Below are 21,989 nucleotides of genomic sequence, written 5' to 3' on the forward strand. Positions count from 1 at the left end.
GCTCCCGGAGACTCCGTGTTAAGCCCGAAGCAACTCGAATCACTGGCTACGCTGGTGGATGAAAAGGCCCTGCGTACTGACCAAGAGTCCTGCCTTAACTATGGCCGTGACTGGACTCGCGTCCATCAGCCAAATCCTGCCGCGGTAGTTCTGCCAAAGTCCGTTGAAGAGGTGCAGGCCATTGTGCGCTGGGCCTGTGCAGAACAGGTCGCGCTCGTGCCCTCGGGAGGCCGCAGTGGTTTGTCCGCGGGAGCGGTAGCCGCCAATGGAGAGCTTGTTTTGGCTCTGGATCGCCTGAATGAGATTTCTGACTTTGATGCTACGGACCGCACGGTGCGCTGTGGTGCCGGTGTTGTTACTGCTCAGCTTCAGGAGTTTGCTCAGGCCGAGGGACTGTTCTATCCCGTCGATTTTGCCTCCAGTGGCTCGAGTCAGATTGGTGGCAACATCGCCACCAACGCGGGCGGCATTAAGGTGATTCGTTACGGCATGACCCGTGACTGGGTAGCAGGGCTTAAGGTTGTTACCGGAACCGGAGAGCTACTGGACCTTAACCGAGGCCTGATTAAAAACAATGCGGGTTATGACTTGAGGCATCTGATGATTGGCTCGGAGGGAACCTTGGGCATCATTGTCGAGGCGACAATGCGTCTTGAAGCTGAGCCCGCAGAGCGCGCAGTCATGGTCCTGGGCACTCCGGATATGGCGTCGATTATGGAGGTCCTGAGAGCCTTCCGGGATCGAGTTCGATTGGAGGCTTTTGAGTTTTTCTCAGAAGAAGCGCTCGCAAAAGTTGTTGAGCATCAGGACCTGACTCGGCCATTCGCGACCGCTAGCCATTACTACGCGCTGCTGGAATTTGAGAAGCCTGACGATGTGGCGGAAGCCTCTGCAATGGAGTGTTTTGAGCACTGTGTGGACGCGGGTTGGGTGGAAGACGGAGTCATCAGCCAGAGCCTTGCTCAGGCGTCGGCACTTTGGCGTTTGCGGGAAGATATCTCGGAAACCATCTCGCGTTGGACCCCCTACAAGAACGATATATCGACGACGGTATCTCGCGTACCTTCACTATTAACGGAAGTTGAGGGGTTAGTAAGCGATAACTATCCTGACTTTGAGATTATCTGGTTTGGGCACATCGGCGATGGCAATGTTCACCTTAATATCCTCAAGCCAGACGCCATGCCTATGGAGGAATTTCAGACCCGTTGTGGTTCGGTAAGCCAAGGGGTATTCGAGTCGGTAGCCCGCCACGGCGGCAGTATTTCCGCAGAACACGGCGTTGGTTTGTTGAAAAAACCTTATCTTGGCTACAGTCGTTCAGACTCTGAGATTAACCTCATGGCCCAGCTCAAACGCGTCTTCGATCCCGCGGGGATCATGAATCCAGGAAAAATTCTGGACGCTTGATGTCTCGCACGCCTTCGGTCGTTCCCAGGAGCAGGCGGTCTGCGGGTCTCAGCGCAAAAAGACCATTGCAAACCACACCGACAATCCCATTAATTTTGGCTTCGGTTGCCAGGGGTTGGGCAATGGGGAAGTTATAGACGTCCAGGATTGCGTTGCCGTTGTCGGTGACAACGCCCTCGCGGAGCACCGGATCCCCGCCAAGTTTTACAATTTCTCGCGCGACGTGGCTCCGTGCCATAGGAACAACCTCCACTGGCAAGGGGAAGCTTCCCAGCACTGACACCCACTTGCTTTCATCGGCAATACAAATAAATTCCGTGGCTACTGCGGCGACAATTTTTTCTCGTGTCAGGGCCGCACCGCCGCCCTTAATGAGTTCCAGCGCTTCGTTACACTCATCGGCACCGTCAACATAAACCGCCACACGATCAACCGCGTTTAGATCATAAACGGGAATGTTGTGGCCCCGCAGCCGCTCGGCACTGGCTTCTGAGCTGGCAACGGCTCCGTCGAAAAGGTGTGCAGCGTTTGCCAGCAAATCAATAAACATATTTGCTGTCGAGCCGGTCCCGATCCCTATGATGGTGTTGGATTCGAGTTGTGGCTGAATGACATCCAGCGCAGCTTGGGCAACGCTGAGCTTGAGGCTGTCCTGATCCATTAGTTTCCCTTGCTTTGCTCGCTTGTTCTGGCGCCAGTGTACCTGCGCAGGTCCTATGTCGGGAGTCCGAGCCACGCAAACCTTCGCGGAAACCTGTAGAACTCCCAAAAACGTTGGCTGCAAGCCGGTTGCTGCTGCATTACTATGCGCGTCTTATTCTTTGTTGCCTGCTATGCCTGAGTCTTACATCAAGAGAATCCTCGACGCGCGCGTTTATGACGTAGCGCGGGAGACGCCCGTGGATCAGGCGCTGCTGTTGTCCAAGCGATTCAGCAATTCAGTGTGGCTAAAACGTGAAGATCTGCAGCCAGTGTATTCCTTCAAGCTTCGCGGCGCTTACAATAAAATGCATCGGCTGACTCCGGATCAGCGAGAGCGTGGAGTGATCGCTGCTTCTGCGGGGAATCATGCGCAGGGTCTGGCGATGGCGGCACAACGCATGGGTGTTTCCGCCACGATCGTTATGCCGAAAACAACGCCGAGCATCAAAGTTGATGCGGTGCGAAGTCGCGGTGCGCATGTCGTGCTTCACGGCGATAATTTTGATGAAGCTTCCGTTCACGCGCAGAAGCTCGTGAAGGACAAAGAACTCACCTACGTACACCCCTTTGATGACCCGGACGTTATTGCTGGTCAGGGCACCGTAGCTATGGAGATTGTTCGCCAGCATCAGGAGCCTCTAGATGCGGTGTTTATCCCCGTTGGCGGCGGCGGCCTGCTTGCGGGTATGGCGGCCTACATCCGTTATGTGTGGCCGACCACGAAGATTATTGGCGTCGAGCCTGAAGATGCGGCGTGCCTCAAGGTCGCTTTAGAAAGAGGTCGCCGAGTAACGCTGCCCGAGGTGGGGCTATTCGCTGACGGCTGCGCGGTAGCTCAAGTCGGTAAAGAAACGTTTCGGATTATTCGCGACACCGTCGACGAGGTCATCACCGCAAGCACGGATGAAATGTGCGCGGCCATCAAAGATATTTTTGAAGACACCCGAGGTATCGCAGAGCCCGCCGGCGCTCTGGCTCTAGCGGGTCTCAAAAAGTATGTGGAGCGAGAGGGCGTTGAGGGGCAGCAGCTATTGGCGGTGCTCAGCGGCGCCAACACCAATTTTGATCGCCTGCGTTACATCTCTGAGCGGACTGAAATAGGGGAGAAACGCGAAGCGGTCATCAGCGTCACTATTCCTGAGAAGCCAGGGGCTTTCCGCAAGTTTTGTAGCAGCCTGGGGCGCCGCAATATCACGGAGTTCAATTATCGCTACAGCAGCGCTCAGGATGCTCGTGTGTTTGTGGGGATGTCCGTCGAGCCCGGTGGTGACGATCTCAATGCGCTTTTGGGTCAGCTGGTCGACCAGGGTTACGACTGCGAAGATCTTACCGATAACGAAATGGCCAAGCTGCATATTCGCTACATGGTCGGTGGGCTGGCGCCTGAAGCGGTTGGTCCTGAGCGCGTTTACCGGGTGGAGTTTCCGGAGCGGCCTGGAGCATTGCTGAAGTTTCTATCTGGCTTGGGGCAGCGCTGGAACATCTCTCTTTTCCACTATCGTAACCATGGTGCTGCTTACGGAAGAATTCTTGTGGGTATGCAGGTTGGGCCAAAAGAGCGCTCCGAGGCACGCGCCTGCCTGGATGCGATTGGCTATCGATATTGGGATGAAACGGACAATGCGGCCTATCGTTTGTACCTCGGGCCCCCTGATAGCGGTCGCTAATTTCCTAGCTCCCGTCGTTGCAGACGTCTTGCTCTGTCAAGTATTCCATGACATATTCGAGACTTAGTAACAAAAAATTTATAGCTGCGTCTCCTTCACTCCGCGCATTTAGCGCTTCTGTCTGATCGTTAAACGACCGGTAGGGGATAGTTTGACCAAGAACTAGACGGCAGTGATGTACTTTTGAAAACGGGAAATATTGTGAAACAACGACCTGACATGTTGTTAGTGCTAACCGCAGTTTTCGGACTGGGTGTGGTGATCACTTTGATGTTCCCTTTATCTGCAAATTCGACTGCAAGTTCGTCGGCTGCAGCGCCCCCGTCGCCGCTTCAGGCTGGCGTTGTGGGAAGTCCCGGGACAGTGGAAAATCGTTAACCGCCCGTCGCTAATCACCAGCGCGAGTGTCGAAGCGCCTTAAGCCTGTCTCTGTAAGTATCCCATCCAGCGGTTGATCCCAGGTCTCTCGTAAGTTCTCCAGCGAGTCATCGCGCTGGCAGTCATAGGCGAGCCCTATGCGCTTTGCGGTCACAACTTCCTCGCCTCCCAGAAATCGATCGTAGTAACCGCCACCCATTCCCAGGCGAAAGCCCGCAGCAGACCATCCGACGGTGGGCAGAAAAATGATTTCTAGGCGGGTGGCTTCGCAGGGCTGTCCTTGGGGTTCGCCAATGCCGAAGCGATTGAGGCGAAGGGTATCGGTGGCTCGCCATTCGCAAAACCGCATTCCAGAGGATGTTATGACCGGAAGGTAGACGTGTTTGCCCGCGCGCCACGCGGCTTGGGCAATATACGAAGGGTCAAGTTCGCCATCGTTAACAAGGTACAGAGCGAGATGCTTGGCGGCCCATAGGTCGTCCGCGCGTAGATGAACGGCTACCTGTTCGGCGGCTTGTTGCGGTAAGGGGCTAGTCATTGATCGGCGACGTTCCCGCAGGTGCAGGCGCCACTGATTGCGAGAGTCTTCTCGTGTCTGCTTGCGTGTCGATTTTGAAATCGCTGGCATAAAAATCGGTACCCGGAGCACCGCTGACGGTACGGCCCTTGAACCCGATAGGTTCAAGGTGGTGGCTTCCGTGACGTATCAGGCTTCCCGGTCATGCCGGACTTGCACACCAACGTCATCGGTCACCCCCGGTTAACACTTTATCGGCTCGAGGACTGAATGTCTGGCGCATGCACCAGGGACCGAGAGTAAGTATAGCGTATCTGAGGGACGCTTAACGGGAGGATGGAGCTTTCGATCAGCCTATTTCGAGCTGACGCAATTGATGCAGTGCTTCGTCGAGCTTCGCGTTGAGGCCTGAGAGGCTGGCGGCGTCTGCCGGATCAACTGTTTTAGTGGCGTTCTCGGCTTTTGCGCCACTCGTTTTCCCGCTTTTCTTGTCGCCTGTAGTGCTGCTATTGGGATCGCTGGTGGTGACGCCGTTACGGGCCTGAAGAAGTTCGTGACTGATATTCAGTGCCGCCATAACAGCAATGCGTTCAAGCCCGATAACTTTGCCAGTAGAGCGGATCGCACGCATTTGCTCGTCCAGATGTCGTGCTGACAGCAAGAGTTCTGCCTGCTGATCCTCAGGACAGGCGACTTGATACTCTTTTTCCAGAATCGTGACCGAAAAGGTGCTGGCGCTGCCGCTCATGATGCTGCTTCCATGCTGCGCAGACGTTGCAAGGTTGCCTCTACGCGGGCACGGGCCAGATCATTTTTGGCGATCAGGTCTCTCCGCTCCTGCTGAAAGCCAAGGTTCTCACGCTTGAGAGCCTGATTTTCAAGGTTGAGCTGGGCGCACAGACCAATCAATTGATCGATCTTATCTTCCAGAGTTTTCAAAACATCATCAGACATGCAGACATGACTTGCGCGACGCCGAGGGTTGTCGGCACTATAGGGGCCGTATTCAGGCAGGTCAACGGCGCATACGCGCTCTGGGAATTACATTGTCTATTTTTGATCCGCATCCGAGCGATTCGATTGCGGGATTTTTTGATGAGCTCGCGAATTCCCTCCTTGAACAGGGAGAAATGCTGTCGCCAGCAGAACTTCATGGATGCCTCTGCGGATTGCTAGGTGGTGGGCTTCGCGGCGGCGAAGAGGCCTTGCTGGCCGAGCTGGAGCAGTCCCTGGATATTTCGCTCCACGGTTCATTGGCCGATGCCATCGGAACTCTACGAAGCACTGCGATAGAGAGCATCGGTGAGGGTGCTTTTGACTTCCAGCCTTTGCTCCCGGATGACGAGCTTGAACTTCCACAGCGTATTGAGGCTATGGCGCAATGGTGTCGAGGTTTTCTTAGCGGCTATGCGCAGGCCCGAGTGAAGTCCGAAGGCCAGGGCCAAGCAGTGCTCCCCGACAGTGCCGAGGCGCTGCGGGATTTTGCCGCTATCGCCCAAGCGGCTTCGGATGACGAAGACGAAGACGAAGATAGCAATGCGGCAGAAGAAGCTTACTACGAGCTGCTTGAGTACCTCACGGTTGCGGCCATGAATGTCATGTTGGACGCCGGCGTCGGCGGTGACGATCCCGCTCCCGCGTCTGACAATAGGCCATCGACGGAAGAATGACTGAGGCCCAGTCGTTTTCAGAACCCGAGCTATCGGAGCGCGTCGCCAACATTCCTCGCAGCGACTTTCGTCGTCGTCGGCACTCTTTACTGGGGATGCTTGAGCACAACAGCATTGCCATTGTTACGGCGGGTGCACTGGCTACTCGCAGTCGCGATACAGAATTTCCCTTTCGCCAGGATAGTGATTTTCACTACCTAACGGGTTTTCCCGAGCCCGACGCCGTTGCGGTGTTCCTCCCCGGTCGCGAGCACGGTGAGTATGTACTTTTTTGCCACGAGAAAGATCCGCTAGAGGAACTGTGGAATGGCGAGCGCGTAGGAGCAGAGGCAGCTTGCGAGCGCTTTGATGCTGATGATGCTTTCCCACTGTCAGATATCGATGACATTCTGCCTGGCCTGATCGAGGGTCGAGATCGCGTTTACTACTCCATGGGCTGCAGTCGCGAGTTCGATACCCGTGTTATGGCTTGGGTAAACAGTATTCGCAGTAAAGTGGCTGCCGGGGCGGTTCCTCCCGGGGAATTTACGGATTTAGATCATCTACTCCATGAGCAGCGACTGTTTAAATCGGCAGCCGAGATTCGCCAGATGCGACAAGCTGCCGCCATAACAGCCTTAGCCCATCGACGAGCGATGCGGCAGTGTCGACCCGGTATGGCGGAGTTTGAACTGGAGGCAGAGCTTCTTCATGAGTTTGCCCGCCACGGGGCCCGTCATGCTGCCTACCCCAGTATTGTCGCCGGCGGCTCAAATGCCTGCACGATGCACTACATCAGTAACCATGGGCGTCTGAAGCGCGGTGATCTGGTTCTCATTGATGCTGGCTGCGAATATCGTGGCTATGCTGCAGATGTCACCCGGACTTTTCCCGTCAGTGGTCGATTTAGCAAGCGTCAGCGCGCGCTTTACGAGCTGACATTGGCCGCCCAGAAAGCGGCTTTTGAGGCTCTGGCGCCGGGCAGAGATTGGAATGCTGCGCATTCTGCTACCGTCGATGTCATTACCAGCGGGCTTGTAGACCTCGGTTTGCTTCGGGGTAATGTGAGTCGATTGATTGAAGAGGGCGCTTATCAGGACTTTTATATGCACCGCGTCGGCCACTGGCTGGGCCTGGATGTGCACGATGTGGGTGATTATCGACCCGGTGGTGAGTGGCGCCAGTTAGAGCCGGGGATGGCTCTTACCGTTGAGCCCGGTATTTATGTGTCGCCAGACAATCATGATGTGCCCGCTCCCTGGCGGGGCATCGGCATTCGCATAGAAGATGATGTGGTGATAACCGAAGAAGGTTATGAGCTATTGAGTAAAGGTTTGCCCCGAAGTTGTGAAGAAGTAGAGGAATGGATGCAGTGAGCGCGGCGGAGAGCCATATTCTCATCGCTGGTGGCGGAATGGTGGGCCTTAGCCTTGCGCTCCTGCTCCATGAGCAGCTGCCCGTTGAAACGCGAATCACCGTTGTCGAGGGTCGTGCTTTGCCCGCGCCGACAGCCTCACAAAACGATTACCACCCCTCGTTCGATGCTCGATCCACCGCCTTAAGTTACAGCACGGCGACCCTCTACCAAGAGCTGGGGCTTTGGACATCGCTGCTGCCGGGTCTTGCACCCATCGATCAGATTCATGTCTCTCGCCGGGGACGCTTTGGCAGCAGTCTGCTATCCAGCGCCGAGCAGGGCTGGGATGCCTTGGGGTGGGTGGTCGAAAACCCCTGCCTTGGACGAACATTGTTGGCGGCCGTTCATGCTTGTTCCCGGGTGACGCTCCGCTGTCCTGACCGGGTCACCGATGCAGTCCCGTCGAGATCGGGAGTTCGAGTTAGACTCACTGAAGAGGAGCTCGAAGCAGATCTACTGGTGATCGCTGACGGCGCTGAATCTACCTTACGTGAGAAGATGGGATTTTTGACCCAACGAAAAAGCTACGGACAGAGCGCTCTGATCGCGAATCTGGCTTTTGAGAAGGATCACGGTGGCTGCGCTTACGAGCGTTTTACCGCAACCGGACCTCTTGCACTGTTACCTTTGCCTCCTTCGGAGCAGGCTGCTCACCGTATGGCTCTGGTATGGACGCTGGAACCATCAGATGCTGCAGCCATGGAGATAGCAGAAGAAGCGGCGTTCTCGCATTCTCTCCTTGATGCCTTTGGCTACCGCCTTGGCCGAGTTGAGAGAGTGGGTGACCGACACAGTTATCCATTGGCACTCACCGAGGCTGTAGAGCAGGTGCGTCGAGGATGCGTAGTGCTTGGGAATGCGGCTCACGCATTGCATCCGGTTGCCGGGCAGGGGTTCAATCTTGCCTTGCGGGATGCTGCAGCCCTTAGTCAGGCGCTGGCAAACGCCGCTGAAATTGGCGCAGTCGCGGGCGATACCACCGTGTTGATGCAGTACGCCGAGAATCGGCAGCGTGATCAAGCTCAGACTATCGCGGCGAGTGATGGCTTGCCGGCGATGTTTATGGTCAACGATCCTTTGTTGTCTTTGGGGCGTGACTTGGCCTTATCGGGTATGGACATGTTTCCGTTGCTGCGTCGGGAGTTTGTGCAGCAGGCCGCCGGTATGGCGGCACTGGAGGCGCGACATGGCTGATGTGAATTGCGATGCCGTAGATATCGCCATTGTTGGTGGCGGGATTGCGGGACTTGCCGCCGCTGCGGCTCTGGCAGATTCTGGGCGCACCGTCGTAGTACTGGAAGCGCGTGAGCTACCGCAGCAGATGCCAGGCGTGGGGATTGCGCCTGAGGATTACGACTCGCGGGTCAGCGCATTGACTCCGCGCTCTATTGGTTTTCTGAAACAACTGGGAGCCTGGCCGGCCATTGAAGAGACTCGAACCTGTCCTTATCAGCATATGACTGTTTGGGACGCGGAGGGCACTGGCCGCATTGAGTTTGATGCACAGGAAGTATCCGCTGACTCATTGGGGAGTATCGTAGAGAACCGCATTATCACCGCAGCACTTGCCCAACAGGTAAGAACTCTCCCGGGAGTGCGTGTTATCGCGCCCGCGCGTCTTGCTGAAATTCAGCGTCTTGGTTTGCAAGAGTCGTCGAGCGACGAAACCCACGGCAGCGAGGAGGGTTCCGAAGAGACGCTATTGGAGCTGGAAGATGGTAGGAACCTTCGTTGCCGGTTGCTGATCGCCGCCGACGGCGCGCTTTCTCCCACGCGTGATCTTCTGGGAATGCGTACTCGGGAATGGGAGTACGGTCACCGGGCAATAGTGACAACACTGGCATTTGAGCGCGGTCACCAGGACACGGCATGGCAGCGGTTTTTGCAGTCTGGACCGCTGGCCTTGCTGCCGCTACAAAGCCCCGAAGACAAGGTCTGCTCCATTGTCTGGTCAATAGAAGAACACTTGGCTGATGAGCTGCTGGCGATGGACGATGAGGCTTTTGCTGAAGCTCTGGGTCAAGCCAGTGAGTACGCTCTTGGCAAGGTCACCGCTTGTGCTCCTCGTATGGCTTTTCCTCTGCGCCAACGGCATGCGGTCGACTACGTATTACCCGGCGTCGCCTTGGTTGGCGATGCGGCGCACACCATTCATCCTTTGGCGGGACAGGGCATCAATCTGGGTCTTGCGGATGTGCAGGTACTTGCAGAGGAGCTCGATACGGCACTGCAGCGAGGATTGAGCCCGGGTCGAGTGGACGTGCTGTCGCGTTATCAGCGCCGTCGCAAAGGCGATAATCTTGCCATGATGGCAGCCATGGATGGTTTTAAGCGTTTGTTTGAACAGGATGCACCCCCGCTGCGGTGGTTACGAAACACCGGAATGCGCGCGGTAGCGGGATTACCCCGGGTTAAGCGTCAAATCATTCGTCAGGCCATGGGCGTCGGGTGATATTTGTTATTAGGCGTCTCGTTTCGTTGAGTTTTCACGGTCCGCGGCTAGAATAGCCAACGCAAAAGCAGCGTTTTTAATTCAGGGGTAAGTCAATGAGTCAGGTTCTTCCAGAATTGCGGTATGCCCGCAGTCACGAGTGGGCACGGGTGGAAGATGACGGCACCGTGACCGTAGGTATTAGTGATCACGCGCAGGAGGCTCTTGGCGACGTGGTGTTTGTGGAGCTCCCCGATGAGGGTGCCGAACTTGCCGCCGGTGACGAAGCGGGTGTTGTGGAATCTGTGAAGGCGGCGTCTGATATCTATGCGCCAATCAGCGGCACCGTTGTGGCGGTAAACAGCCTATTGGAAGATGCACCGGAAACGGTCAATGGCGACTCCTACCACGACGGCTGGTTCTTTCGTTTACAACCTCAGGATCTTGAAGAAGTGCAGACACTTCTAATGGATGCAGAGAGCTATCAGACCCACTGCGCTGACGAGGACTAAGCTTCCTGATTTTCAGGCGCGCAAACTGATCTGCGGCCAACCGCGGTCTTGGGCAATGTGAGAAAGCGTGGGGTCAGCATCCACCGCAACGGGGTTGTCGACCACTTCCAATAACGGGAGATCGTTGTGAGAGTCGCTGTAAAACCATGCGCCTTCCAGGCTTTCTCCTTCCTCGATCAGCCATTCTTTTAGCCTCGCTACCTTGCCCTCACGATAGGTCAGGGTGCCCGTGGGCCTTCCTGTCAGTACACCGTTGGCGACCTCTACCGCGCAGCCTAATAGTTCTTCGATTCCTAACAGTCGCGCAATGGGTGCGGTAACAAATTCATTGGTAGCCGTAATGATTAGTAAACGGTCGCCTCGGGAACGATGTTCCTGAATTAGCCCTGCCGCCGCCGACAACAAGATCGGTTCAATACAGTCTTTAAGGAAAGATGTCTGTAACTCTCTCAGCGATTCAGGACTGCGCCCTGCTAGTGGTGCCAGGGCAAAAGCCAAGTACGCCTGTATATCCAACTCGCCTCGCTGATAGTCCGCATAAAAGCCTTCGTTGGCGGCTCGGAACTGCGTTTCGTCTACCATGTTCTGTGTACACAGATACTCGCCCCATAGGTGATCGCTGTCACCGGCGATGAGCGTGTTGTCGAGGTCAAAGATTGCGAGAGTCATGGTCGGTCCTGTGTTTGTTGACCGCTTCGGACTGCGGTGGATAGAGCAACAGAGAGCAACAAAAAGCACGGCGAATAGCTGCCCAGAGTACAAGGGTAACGAGCTGCCAAAAGCCTAGCAATTCTCAGAAACGCTTATTTGTGGAACAATCGTCGATCCCTTGTCACTCTGGACAGAGTATTCATGATCGATGCGCAGGGCTTTAGGCCCAATGTCGGAATCGTCATCACCAACGATGACGGACGACTTCTGTGGGCGCGTCGCGTGGGTGGTCGCAACGCGTGGCAGTTCCCTCAGGGCGGCGTCAACGACGGTGAAAAGCCCGAAGAAGCGCTGTATCGCGAGCTTGAGGAAGAAGTCGGTCTGGGCCCGGAACATGTGGAGGTCCTCGGTTGTACCCGGGGCTGGCTGCGTTATCGCCTGCCCAAGCAATATCAGCGTAAAGGGCAGCAGCCGATGTGTATTGGCCAAAAGCAGAAGTGGTATTTACTGCGTATGCTCGCCCCAGATGACTCCGTGAGTTTGTCGCACAATCCTAAACCCGAATTTGACCACTGGCAGTGGGTGTCCTACTGGTATCCCCTGAACCAGGTGGTGTATTTCAAGCGGGAAGTTTATCGGCGGGCTCTAAAAGAACTTTCGGTACCGTTGTTGGGTAGCATGCCTACCGGCAAGCAGGATCGCTGAGCATGCTGGACGTCCTTCGTAATATCGTTCTTGAGGTCAATGGCGCTGAGTCCCTCGATGAGGTGCTTGGAATCATTGTGTCTCGAGTCCGAATGGCCATGGGTACGGAGGTATGCAGTGTCTATATTCGAGGTCGCAACGAAACCCGTTACGTGTTCCGTGCCACCGAGGGGCTCAACGCATCTCAGGTAGGAAATTTATCGCTCGCTCCCGGTGAAGGTTTGGTGGGATTGGTTGCTGAGCGCGAGGAGCCGGTAAACCTCGAAGACGCAGAGCTTCACCCTAACTTTCAGTTTCTCCCGGATATTGGCGAGGAGTCTTTCCACGCTTTTCTGGGTGTGCCGATCATCCACCAGCGTGATGTATTGGGTGTTCTGGTGGTGCAACAGGCTCGGCGGAGGCGTTTCGACGAAGCTGAGGAAGCCTTTCTCGTCACCATGTCCGCGCAGCTTGCGGGCGTTATTGCCCACGCTCGTGTCACGGGTGAGGTGCCTGATGAGCGCAGCCCTGAACGCGACAGCACCTACGCGCGGATAAGCGGAGTGCCCGGAGCCCCCGGTATTGGGATAGGCACGGCGGTTGTGGTGTCGCCCGCCGCGGACTTGTATGCGGTTCCCCGGCAATCCAGCGACGATCGACGTGGTGAACTTCGGGCGTTCAAGCGGGCGCTGTCGCAGGTCCGTATTGATATCGAGTCGGTTGCGGAGAATCTGCGCGACAAGTTAAGTCCGGAAGATTTGGCGCTCTTTGATGTGTACATCGGAATTCTTGATGACTCTAGAATCGGCGGAGAAGTCGCGTCGCTCATCAAGGCTGGGTCATGGGCACAGGGTGCTCTGGCGCAGGTCATGATTGAGCACATCCGGCATTTTGAGGCGATGGAACACAGTTATCTTCGAGAGCGAGCGGTTGATGTCAAAGATCTCGGCGAGCGGGTGTTGGGATACCTGCAAGCGGATCAACGGGAGAACCAGGAGTTCCCTGAGAAGACGATTCTTGTGAGCGAGGAGCTCACCGCGTCGATGCTTGGAGAAATTCCCCGTAGCCAATTGACCGGCCTTATTTCAGTGCGAGGCTCCAGTAACTCTCACGTGGCTATTCTGGCTCGCGCCATGGGCATCCCTACGGTTATGGGTGCTGTGGATTTGCCCTATAAGCGTCTTCGCGATATGTCCGTTGTTGTCGATGGCTACAACGGGAATGTGCATCTGAACCCCACGGAGGAGGGGATCAGGCGCTTTCAGTTTATTGCGGATCAGGATGCAGAGCTTAACAAAGACCTGGAGAGCCTCCGCGATCTACCTTGCGTAACCCTCGATGACCATCGGCTCACTTTGTGGGTTAACACCGGCTTGATGGCGGATGTCGCGCGCTCCCTCGACCGCGGCGCTGAAGGCGTAGGTCTCTATCGCACCGAAGTGCCTTTTCTTATGCGTGAGCGGTTTCCTTCTGAAGAAGAGCAGCGGCAGATTTACCGGGAGCAACTAGAGCCCTTCGCACCCAGACCCGTGACCATGCGCACTCTGGATGTCGGTGGAGATAAAGCTCTGCCTTACTTTCCCATCGACGAAGAAAACCCCTTCCTCGGTTGGCGGGGTATCCGCGTTACCCTTGATCACCCTGAGATACTTCTGGCCCAGGTTCGCGCCATGCTCAAAGCCAACGAAGGGCTGGGGAATCTGCGCATTATGTTACCCATGATCAGCAACATTCCCGAGCTCGAGGAAGCCTTGAGTTTGATCCGTCGCTGTCACCGCGAGCTGAAAGAAGAGGGCCTTGCCATGCCCTTGCCACCCATTGGCGTTATGGTTGAGGTGCCCTCAGCGATTTACCAGGCCAGAGCGCTCGCACGCCGTGTGGACTTCTTATCCGTGGGAAGTAACGACCTGACCCAGTACTTACTGGCGGTTGATCGGAACAATGCGCGCGTTTCGGATCTCTATCACGCTTTTCACCCAGCACTCCTTGAGGCCTTAATTCAGGTCGCTGATGGAGCTAAGGCCGAGGGTAAGCAGGTCAGTATTTGCGGCGAGCTGGCTGGTAATCCTATGGCCGCGGTTTTACTCCTAGCTATGGGTTATGACGTGCTCTCGATGAACGTTACCAGCTTGCCTCGGGTGAAGCATGCCGTTCGATCGATTACCGCCAGCGACGCGAGATTGCTGCTTAATGAGATTCGACGGATGGAGAGTGGTCAGGCAGTGGAGGAGCGTCTAAGTGCGTTTTTTCATGAGCGGGATTTACAGCAAATGGTGCCGACGCCCATCGATTAGCGTTCGCCCCCGGTGTCCAGCTTGAAGGCTTCGGTCCCCGCTAGGTTGCCCGCACTATCAAATCGCTGTTCCTCAAACTCCAATTCGCCAGTGAGATGGCTCCTCAGTGTTGTACAGCATCGCGTACCGTAGTGGGGCGTTACGATGAACTGTGCAGATAGCTGGCGAGCCATATCACCGCCAAGATTTTCTTCGTCGAGCGCGTGCTGATCGGCAAGACTCCGGTCGGCAAGGCAGCTGCGAAGTTCGCTATGGCCCGGTGCTTTGCGCTCTCCCGTAGAATCATCTAACGCGCTAAGGAGTCGGTTGCGGGCGAGGTTTACTTTGGGCCAGGGTACGTCAAGTGCAGCGTTACTCAGTCCATAGATACCGGGTGCCAGTGCCATTGGTTGTGACTTTTCAGCGGCGCTCCCATTTAGATACCAAAGGCTCTCTCTGTCACCCACCAGAAGGTTAAAACCCTGATACTCGTTCATGCGGTTAGCGACACTTAAGAGGTAGTCGGAGGGAGTCGTGGTGCCCGCAAGAAAGTCATGGGTGAGCTCGCCTCTGGAGCGAGGCGCGCTACGCGCGTGCGCCGCAGGGTCACGGACGTTAGTGATTGCCGCAAAGCGACCGCTGCGACTGATGCCAAGCCAGGTGCCTCCGGCCTGTAGATCCCGTCCAGCCAAAACTTGAGGTGTGTCGTTCCAATAGGCGGCCGGAGCCGCGGGCCGTTCATGAAACTCATCGCGGTTAGCGGCGAGAAGCAGAGGCAATCTAGGGTGTTTCTGCCAGGCAAAAACGATCAAGCACATGGCACAGTTACTCTCTTCATTTGTGCATCACCCGGCGCTGCCCGATAATGCCGACCTCGCGGCTTGCCGCTAGATCCGGTGGTTATTGTTTGTGTGTGGCCTTGTTTTGACCAGTTCCTTTGGGCCGAGTTTATTTAGCATAGTAACCTGCCACCATACCTTGTTACCGTAGCTTGCCCGAGCTTCTCAAAAGCGCCAATAACATGCTGACCTATCCTGAAATTGATCCCGTAGCTGTCTCCCTAGGGCCACTGCAGATTCACTGGTATGGCCTGACTTATCTGGCGGGACTGGCCTTTGCCTGGGGCCTTGCTGTCAGGCGAAGTAAGCGCGCCGACTCGCCGCTGGTTCGAGAGCAGGTCGATGATTTACTGTTTTATGCGGCGCTGGGCGTGGTTCTCGGGGGTCGCATGGGTTATGCGATTTTTTATGGCGGTGAGCGGTTAGCTCAGGACCCGACCTGGCTGCTTCGAGTGTGGGAGGGCGGTATGTCGTTTCACGGGGGTATGCTTGGGGTTATCGTCGCGACCTTCTGGTATGCCCGTCGTCAGAAAATTTCTTTTGGGCCTTTACTGGATTTTGTAGCGCCTTTGGCACCCTTGGGACTCGCTCTTGGCCGCTTGGGTAATTTTATCGGGCAGGAGCTTTGGGGGCGGGCCGCCGATGTGCCCTGGGCTATGGTGTTTCCCAAGGACCCTTTGCAGCTCGCCCGACATCCATCGCAGCTTTATCAGTTTGCGCTGGAGGGAATGCTGCTCTTCTTTATTCTGTTCTGGTTCAGTAGCAGGCCGCGACCTACCTGGGCGGTCTCGGGTGTGTTTGCGCTGGGTTACGGACTGCTACGCTTCACCGCAGAGTTTTTCCGGGAACCTGATGCACACCTTGGAATCCAGGCCTTTGGCTGGATGACTCGGGGGCAAATGCTTTGTGTGCCCATGATTTTACTGGGACTTTACATGCTCTGGTTCGCCTACCAGCGATCCGGCGCGCGCTTATCGAAAAATTGAAGGAGCGTTCATGCGGCAATATCACGATTTGCTGAGGGATATTCTAGACAACGGTGTGCGCAAGGAAGATCGCACCGGCACCGGCACCGTGTCCGTGTTTGGCCGGCAGTTCCGCCACAATTTGGCGGATGGCTTTCCTTTACTGACCACCAAAAAAGTACATTTGCGGAGCATCATTAACGAGCTGATCTGGTTTCTTAACGGAGACACCAATGTCGCCTGGTTACAGGAGCACGGCGTTAGTATCTGGAATGAGTGGGCGACCGATACGGGCGACCTGGGCCCTGTATACGGCAAGCAGTGGCGCGCTTGGCCTACACGGGATGGCGGCGAGATCGACCAGATCGAGTATGTTTTGGACTGCCTGAAAAACCGCCCTGATAGCCGCCGTATTTTGTTTCATGCCTGGAACGTCGAGTATCTCCCTGATGAATCCCTGAGTCCTCAGGAAAACGCTCTGGCGGGACGTATGGCTCTTCCGCCTTGTCACCTGTTGTATCAGTTCTATGTTGCGGAGGGGCGTTTATCGGCGCAGCTGTATATTCGTTCCAGTGATACGTTTTTGGGGCTGCCCTTCAATACCGCCAGTTTAGCGGTTTTGGTGATGATGCTAGCTCAGCAAAGCGATCTTGAACCCGGAGAAATCATTGTGAGCACGGGTGATTCTCATCTGTATCTCAATCACATGGAGCAGGTAAACGAACAGCTGAGCCGAGAGCCGCGGCCGCTACCCAAGCTGACGTTGCTGCGAAAACCTGAAAGCATTTACGACTACCGGTTTGAAGACTTTGAGCTCAGCGATTACGACCCCCATCCCGCCATACCTGCGCCGGTGTCCGTATGAGCGATTTTCCGATTGCACTGATCGTGGCCGCTGCGGATAACGACGTCATTGGCCGCGACAACGCACTGCCCTGGGACCTACCGGGAGATTTGGCGCACTTCAAGCGCACTACCATGGGCAAACCGATACTTATGGGTCGTCTTACCTACGAGTCGATTGGGAGGCCTTTACCCGGCCGCACTAATATCGTCATTAGTCGAGATTCAAGTTATGTCGCTGAGGGTGTGCGTTGTGTAGGCAGCCTCCAGGAAGCTATTGAGCTTGCGAACAACATCGCGCTGATTGATGGAAGTGATGAGCTTATGGTCATTGGGGGTGCGCAGATTTACGCACTTGCTTTGCCGAGCGCGAGCCGTATTTACCTGACTCGGGTACATCTTGAGCCTGAGGGCGATGCATTTCTTCGTGGGATTGATTGGAGCGACTGGGAGGAGGTTGCTCGGCAGGAGCTCTCGGCAGAAGGCGATGTTCCCGCCCATACGTTTCTCGAATACACGCGGCGTATGCCTTGATTGTCGGCAAACGCTCAAGAAAGCGTTACCCGGAGGATAAAAGGTGTTACCTAACTACACAGAATGCCGGTTACCCAAAAATGGCAACATCAGTTGTTTGAAATAAGCCATTTTATCTGCTTATATCTCCGGCCCGGTCTACGACTAATATCAGTTGGTCCAGTCCGACATTTGGTCTCAACTGCAATCACAAAGAACAGTTCACATTTCTCTCGACACAGGAAGCACAATTCCCATGACTAGCTATCGACTGAAGAATGTGCTGCTTGTCGCTGTAGCGTCACTGTCCGCCCTAGTGGGTCTGGCAGCGTCTGCACAGACAAGCACACTCGACAACATACTCGAGGTCAGCGCCCAGAAAACAACGGCGGCCCGCGAGTCCCAGGCGAAGGTAGATCGTCTTGCAGACGAAACCCGCAATCTGCTCGACGACTACAAAACAGTCATGAAGCAGATCGACGGTCTGCGCGTCTACAACGCACGTCTCCAGCGTCAGATCGACAATCAGGTGCGCCGCATTTCGGACATCGATGAGTCGATTGACCAGGTAACGATCATTCAGCGCCAGATGACGCCTTTGGTCATTCGCATGATCGACGGTCTGGAGCAGTTCGTTGAGATGGACGTGCCTTTCAACCTTGAAGAGCGTCGTCAGCGTATCGAATTCCTTAAAACCAACGTCGATCGATCTGATTTGACCGTTGCGGAGAAATTCCGTCAGGTGCTGGAGGCTTACAACATTGAGCTGCAGTATGGACGCGGTTTTGAAACTTACACCGACACAATTGATCTTGGCACCGGCCCTCGGGACGTGGACTTCCTGCGAATCGGTCGTATCGCCCTGGTTTATCAAACATCTGATGGTGCTGAAGCCGGCGCATGGAACAATACGACCCGCAGCTGGGAGCCTCTCAGCTCTGGGGACTACTCAGCGGCCATCCGCAAGGGTGTTCGTATCGCCAAGAAAACGGCCACTATCGAACTTCTTAACATGCCCATCGCTGCACCGGAGGCGCAATAATGAAATCGCTTAACAATATGGTTTCCGCTCTGGTTTTGGGCGGTTTGGTTGCGATGAGCAGTTCAGTCATGGCGCAGGACGAGGCAGCTCCTGCCGAACCAGCACCTGATCTGCGCGCAGAAGCGGCAGCGAACATGAGCCAGCTGCTTGATTTCGTGAAGCAGGGCCAGGTTACCGATGCCAAGGCAAATCGTGATCGTGAGGCGCGCTTCGCCGCCGCTAAAGCGAACCAAGAGCAGATGCTCAGAGACGCTGAAGCAGAGCGTACTCGTGAAGAGCGTCGCTCTGCACAGCTCGAAGACACATTCGAAGCAAATGAACTTCTCGTCGCCGACAAGCAAGAGCAGTTGCGTGAGCGTCTAGGTGCTTTGACTGAACTGTTTGGACACCTGACAGCAGCTTCTGGTGACCTCAAGTCCAACCTTGATGTGTCTCTGGTTTCTTCTCAGTACCCAGATCGCGGTCTGTTCCTCCAGGACCTTATCGACAAGATGAGCACCTCTGATCGTCTGCCAAGCATCGAAGAAATCGAGCGTGTTTGGTATGAAATGCTCCGTGAGATCACCGAGACCGGTAAAGTCGTTTCATTCACGACTGAAGTAGCAACCGCCTCGGGTGAGCGCGCGCCGCGCGACGTCGTTCGAATCGGTGCTTTCAATGTTATCGACACCGAAGGTAACTACCTGGCATACGCCAACGAGAGCCTTGCCGTGCTGCCACGTCAGCCTGCTGGAAACTACACTGGCTGGGCGAGTGAACTGGCTAACGCATCGGGTGGCATGCATCAGTTTGGTATTGACCCCACAGGCCCTACCGGCGGTTCCTTCCTCGCGGCGATCATCGATAGCCCGAACTTGGAAGAGCGCTGGCATCAGGGTGGCTACGTGGGCTACGCAATTACCGCTGTTGGTATCTTTGCCTTCCTCCTTGCAATCCTTCGTGTACTTGTCCTCACGGGCGTGAGTGCCAAGGTGAGCAAGCAGCTCAAGTCTGATAAGGCTATGGATAACAACCCACTGGGTCGCGTTCTGAAGGTCCACGAAGACAACCCAAGCATGGATCTCGAGACCCTCGAGCTGAAGATGTCCGAAGCGGTTATGCGGGAGACACCAAAACTCGAGTCAGGTCTGACACTGCTCAAGATCATCGCAGCCGTAGCGCCTCTTATGGGACTGCTGGGTACGGTGACCGGTATGATCGTCACCTTCCAGGCCATCACCATCTTTGGTGCGGGCGATCCGAAGGCTATGGCCGGCGGTATTTCTGGTGCATTGATCACCACGGTACTCGGTCTGCTGGTTGCGATCCCCACGGTTCTGCTACACACGCTGGTTAATGGTCGCGCTCAGCGCATCATCCACGTGTTGACTGAGCAGGCGACGGGTATCGTTGCTACGCACTCCGAAGCCAGCTCCAAGTAAGCGGGAGGCTGCTAAGCATGGGAGGCTTCCTAGAAACCATTCTCGCCTTTATGGATAAAGGCGGGAATGTGCTCTGGCTCATCGCGATTCTGGTCTTCGTTATGTGGACCTTGATCTTTGAGCGACTGTGGTTCTTTAGCTTCGTTTGGCGCAAAGAAGTCTTTGAGACTATCAATGCATGGGAGTCGCGCCCGGAGCGCAAGTCCTGGAACGCCAAACAAATCAGAAGCCAGTTGCTCTCGGTCAGTCGTGAAGACATTCACGCCAACCTTAACGTGATCACAACGCTAGTGGCACTCTGTCCACTACTTGGTCTGCTCGGTACGGTAACGGGCATGATCGAGGTATTTAACGTGATGGCGGTTACAGGTGGTGGTGATGCCAAATCAATGGCTGGTGGTGTTGAAAGAGCGACCATCCCGACGATGGCGGGAATGGTGGCAGCGCTTTCCGGTTTGTTTGCCAACACCTACATACAGCGTATCGCCGATCGCGAGCAGGAATTGCTCGAAGACCAGCTGACGTCTGATCACTGATTCTCGGATCGTAGGTCCGTAGTAACAGGCACGAACAGGTATTTAATACATGCGCAAACTTGTTAAGAAGCAGGAAGATGAAGGAGCTGAGATCGATCTCACGCCCATGTTGGACGTGGTATTTATCATGCTCATCTTCTTCATCGTTGTCGCTTCGTTCATTAAAGAAGCGGGTATCGAAATTAATCGTCCCGATAACACCAACTCAGATCCTTCCGACGCCAGCAGTATTTTGGTGCAGATCCAGTCTGATGATCAGATTTGGATGGAGAATCGACGGGTAGATGCTCGCGCTGTACGAGCTAACATTCAGCGGCTATTGGCTGCAGACCCGGAACAGGCGGTGAGTATCAAAGTGGATAAAGGCGCAAGAGCCAATACTGTCGTAGATGTCGCTGACGCGGCGCGCGAGGCAGGGGCTGGAGCGGTCAACTGGGCCAGCGGGGAGCGTAAGTAATATGAGCTTGCAAGAGAGCGCTGCCAAACGAAAAGCTGCTGATGGTGAAGCGGGTCAAATTGACCTGACGCCCATGTTGGACGTCGTGTTCATCATGTTGATCTTCTTTATCGTGACTTCTTCCTTCGTTAAAGAGCCCGGTATTGAAATTTTCAAACCCCAGGCCACTACAACCCTTGCCTGTGAGCGAGGAACGATTATTTTCGCGGTTGATAGTAAGGGAGATATCTACTACAACAAGAATAAGGTGCCTATTGAACGTGCCGCCCAGATGGTTGAGATAGCCAAAAAGGAAGCACCTCAGGCAAACATGGTGATCCAGGTTGACCAGGATACGCCAGCTTATGTGGTTGAGGACCTGTATGACGAGGTTCGTGATCAGCTGACGTCGCCACCCTGTATCTCTACGGATGACGAGGCATAATCGTTATGGGTAATTCTTTTGTACGGTCGTTGATTGGTGCGCTGGTAGCAATACCTGTGGCATTTGGGCTCTTCTTCCTGATGCAGAGCCTCATCGACAAAGACTATGAACAGACTGATACCAAGGGTCGTAAGATCGCTGACATCGTCGTTCCTGAGCGTGAAATCGAGGTGAACACGAAGGAAGTTAAGCCGGAGAAGGTGGAAGATCCAGAAGAGCCACCACCCGAGCTACAGCCTCTTGAGTTGGACTTTGACACCGATCTGGATGTCGCCAACATTGCCCCCAACGCGGGTGTGCAGGTAGAGATCAGCAGCAGCGGCATGTCCTCAGGTGATGGTGAATACCTACCCATCGTGAAGGTTGCGCCGATTTATCCACGACGTGCGCAGACTCGGGGACTTACGGGCTACTGCATTGTTGAATATACCGTGACCAAGAGCGGTTCTATTCGCGATCCCATACCGGTTGACTGTGCACCTTCTGGCGTTTTTGAGCGTGCGTCTGTGAAGGCTGCGGAAAAATTCAAGTACAAGCCTCGCGTGGTTGATGGTGAAGCCATTGAAGTGGCGGGTGTACAAAACAAGTTTACTTACGAGCTTGAGCAATAAGGTGCGTCGTTAACTGCAGTAGGAATTCTTGAGGAAACTACTGCGGT

At 55.2% G+C, this 21,989-nt stretch carries 24 protein-coding genes and 1 other RNA gene; 18 read left to right on the forward strand and 7 right to left on the reverse strand.

From position 1 onward, the window contains the following. Positions 1–15 precede the first annotated feature (15 nt). The gene (locus R0137_RS02980; protein WP_407328429.1) at positions 16–1,410 is read left to right on the forward strand and encodes an FAD-binding oxidoreductase; all 1,395 of its coding nucleotides are present in this window, start codon (positions 16–18) and stop codon (positions 1,408–1,410) included. Here the strand turns inward: R0137_RS02980 and rpiA are convergent. After that, on the reverse strand, positions 1,379–2,071 hold the full coding sequence (rpiA, locus tag R0137_RS02985) for a ribose-5-phosphate isomerase RpiA (protein ID WP_407328430.1): 693 nt from the start codon (positions 2,069–2,071) through the stop codon (positions 1,379–1,381). The two genes, R0137_RS02980 and rpiA, sit on opposite strands and share 32 nt — an antisense overlap. Before the next feature lie 172 nt (positions 2,072–2,243). Here rpiA and ilvA point away from each other — a divergent pair, with 172 nt between their 5' ends. Then, a complete protein-coding gene (gene ilvA, locus R0137_RS02990; protein ID WP_407328431.1) occupies positions 2,244–3,779 on the forward strand; it encodes a threonine ammonia-lyase, biosynthetic in 1,536 nt (511 codons plus the stop codon). A 388-nt stretch (positions 3,780–4,167) separates the two neighbouring features. On the opposite strand, the gene R0137_RS02995 is transcribed toward ilvA, so the two are convergent. The 4 genes from R0137_RS02995 to zapB all read right to left on the reverse strand — a co-directional run bounded on the left by R0137_RS02995 (position 4,168) and on the right by zapB (position 5,628). Continuing rightward, positions 4,168–4,695, reverse strand: a complete 528-nt coding sequence (locus R0137_RS02995) for a 5-formyltetrahydrofolate cyclo-ligase (RefSeq protein WP_407328432.1) — start codon at positions 4,693–4,695, stop codon at positions 4,168–4,170. A 95-nt stretch (positions 4,696–4,790) separates the two neighbouring features. After that, positions 4,791–4,970: non-coding RNA, 6S RNA (ssrS, locus tag R0137_RS03000), on the reverse strand. Between the two features lie 53 nt (positions 4,971–5,023). Continuing rightward, on the reverse strand, positions 5,024–5,422 hold the full coding sequence (locus R0137_RS03005) for a cell division protein ZapA (RefSeq protein WP_407328433.1): 399 nt from the start codon (positions 5,420–5,422) through the stop codon (positions 5,024–5,026). Continuing rightward, entirely contained in the window at positions 5,419–5,628 is a 210-nt protein-coding gene (gene zapB, locus R0137_RS03010) for a cell division protein ZapB (protein ID WP_405269122.1), read from the reverse strand. The genes R0137_RS03005 and zapB overlap by 4 nt, the downstream gene beginning before the upstream one ends. Before the next feature lie 11 nt (positions 5,629–5,639). On the opposite strand from zapB, the gene R0137_RS03015 reads away from it, so the two are divergent. From R0137_RS03015 to gcvH, 5 genes are all read left to right on the forward strand, one after another. Further along, positions 5,640–6,344, forward strand: a complete 705-nt coding sequence (locus R0137_RS03015; RefSeq protein WP_407328434.1) for a UPF0149 family protein — start codon at positions 5,640–5,642, stop codon at positions 6,342–6,344. Continuing rightward, positions 6,341–7,699 carry a Xaa-Pro aminopeptidase gene (pepP, locus tag R0137_RS03020; protein WP_407328435.1) on the forward strand — a complete coding sequence of 453 codons (1,359 nt, stop codon included), beginning with the start codon at positions 6,341–6,343 and terminating at the stop codon, positions 7,697–7,699. The genes R0137_RS03015 and pepP overlap by 4 nt, the downstream gene beginning before the upstream one ends. Continuing rightward, positions 7,687–8,934 carry a 2-octaprenyl-6-methoxyphenyl hydroxylase gene (gene ubiH / locus R0137_RS03025; RefSeq protein ID WP_407328436.1) on the forward strand — a complete coding sequence of 416 codons (1,248 nt, stop codon included), beginning with the start codon at positions 7,687–7,689 and terminating at the stop codon, positions 8,932–8,934. Before pepP ends, ubiH begins: the two co-directional genes overlap by 13 nt. Next, complete coding sequence (locus tag R0137_RS03030) at positions 8,927–10,192, forward strand: UbiH/UbiF/VisC/COQ6 family ubiquinone biosynthesis hydroxylase (RefSeq protein ID WP_407328437.1); 1,266 nt, start codon at positions 8,927–8,929, stop codon at positions 10,190–10,192. The genes ubiH and R0137_RS03030 overlap by 8 nt, the downstream gene beginning before the upstream one ends. 95 nt (positions 10,193–10,287) lie before the next feature. Continuing rightward, the gene (gcvH, locus tag R0137_RS03035) at positions 10,288–10,683 is read left to right on the forward strand and encodes a glycine cleavage system protein GcvH (RefSeq protein WP_407328438.1); all 396 of its coding nucleotides are present in this window, start codon (positions 10,288–10,290) and stop codon (positions 10,681–10,683) included. A 12-nt stretch (positions 10,684–10,695) separates the two neighbouring features. On the opposite strand, the gene R0137_RS03040 is transcribed toward gcvH, so the two are convergent. Further along, entirely contained in the window at positions 10,696–11,352 is a 657-nt protein-coding gene (locus R0137_RS03040; RefSeq protein WP_407328439.1) for an HAD family hydrolase, read from the reverse strand. A 183-nt stretch (positions 11,353–11,535) separates the two neighbouring features. Between R0137_RS03040 and R0137_RS03045 the strand changes: the two genes are divergently transcribed. Next, a complete protein-coding gene (locus tag R0137_RS03045) occupies positions 11,536–12,039 on the forward strand; it encodes an RNA pyrophosphohydrolase (protein WP_407328440.1) in 504 nt (167 codons plus the stop codon). Between the two features lie 2 nt (positions 12,040–12,041). Continuing rightward, entirely contained in the window at positions 12,042–14,312 is a 2,271-nt protein-coding gene (gene ptsP / locus R0137_RS03050) for a phosphoenolpyruvate--protein phosphotransferase (protein WP_407328441.1), read from the forward strand. Here ptsP and R0137_RS03055 read toward each other — a convergent pair. Next, entirely contained in the window at positions 14,309–15,109 is an 801-nt protein-coding gene (locus R0137_RS03055) for an NRDE family protein (RefSeq protein ID WP_407328442.1), read from the reverse strand. The two genes, ptsP and R0137_RS03055, sit on opposite strands and share 4 nt — an antisense overlap. Positions 15,110–15,312: 203 nt before the next feature. Here R0137_RS03055 and lgt point away from each other — a divergent pair, with 203 nt between their 5' ends. The 9 genes from lgt to R0137_RS03100 all read left to right on the forward strand — a co-directional run bounded on the left by lgt (position 15,313) and on the right by R0137_RS03100 (position 21,942). Further along, positions 15,313–16,116 carry a prolipoprotein diacylglyceryl transferase gene (gene lgt / locus R0137_RS03060; protein ID WP_407328444.1) on the forward strand — a complete coding sequence of 268 codons (804 nt, stop codon included), beginning with the start codon at positions 15,313–15,315 and terminating at the stop codon, positions 16,114–16,116. A 10-nt stretch (positions 16,117–16,126) separates the two neighbouring features. After that, entirely contained in the window at positions 16,127–16,960 is an 834-nt protein-coding gene (locus R0137_RS03065; protein ID WP_407328446.1) for a thymidylate synthase, read from the forward strand. Next, positions 16,957–17,472: a dihydrofolate reductase gene (locus R0137_RS03070; protein ID WP_407328447.1), complete on the forward strand. Its 516-nt coding sequence runs from the start codon at positions 16,957–16,959 to the stop codon at positions 17,470–17,472. The genes R0137_RS03065 and R0137_RS03070 overlap by 4 nt, the downstream gene beginning before the upstream one ends. A 235-nt stretch (positions 17,473–17,707) precedes the next feature. After that, the gene (locus tag R0137_RS03075) at positions 17,708–18,493 is read left to right on the forward strand and encodes a DUF3450 domain-containing protein (RefSeq protein WP_405269159.1); all 786 of its coding nucleotides are present in this window, start codon (positions 17,708–17,710) and stop codon (positions 18,491–18,493) included. Next, entirely contained in the window at positions 18,493–19,914 is a 1,422-nt protein-coding gene (locus R0137_RS03080; RefSeq protein WP_407328449.1) for a MotA/TolQ/ExbB proton channel family protein, read from the forward strand. Before R0137_RS03075 ends, R0137_RS03080 begins: the two co-directional genes overlap by 1 nt. Before the next feature lie 17 nt (positions 19,915–19,931). Next, positions 19,932–20,450 (forward strand): MotA/TolQ/ExbB proton channel family protein, encoded by a 519-nt coding sequence (locus tag R0137_RS03085; protein WP_405269165.1) that lies wholly within the window; start codon positions 19,932–19,934, stop codon positions 20,448–20,450. A gap of 49 nt (positions 20,451–20,499) precedes the next feature. Then, the gene (locus R0137_RS03090; RefSeq protein ID WP_405269168.1) at positions 20,500–20,907 is read left to right on the forward strand and encodes an ExbD/TolR family protein; all 408 of its coding nucleotides are present in this window, start codon (positions 20,500–20,502) and stop codon (positions 20,905–20,907) included. 1 nt (position 20,908) lies between these two features. Further along, positions 20,909–21,331 (forward strand): ExbD/TolR family protein, encoded by a 423-nt coding sequence (locus tag R0137_RS03095; RefSeq protein ID WP_407328451.1) that lies wholly within the window; start codon positions 20,909–20,911, stop codon positions 21,329–21,331. Between the two features lie 5 nt (positions 21,332–21,336). Further along, the gene (locus R0137_RS03100; protein ID WP_407328453.1) at positions 21,337–21,942 is read left to right on the forward strand and encodes an energy transducer TonB; all 606 of its coding nucleotides are present in this window, start codon (positions 21,337–21,339) and stop codon (positions 21,940–21,942) included. Positions 21,943–21,989: the final 47 nt, after the last annotated feature.

Source organism: Congregibacter brevis, from assembly GCF_045689245.1.
GTDB classification, from domain to species: domain Bacteria; phylum Pseudomonadota; class Gammaproteobacteria; order Pseudomonadales; family Halieaceae; genus Congregibacter; species Congregibacter brevis.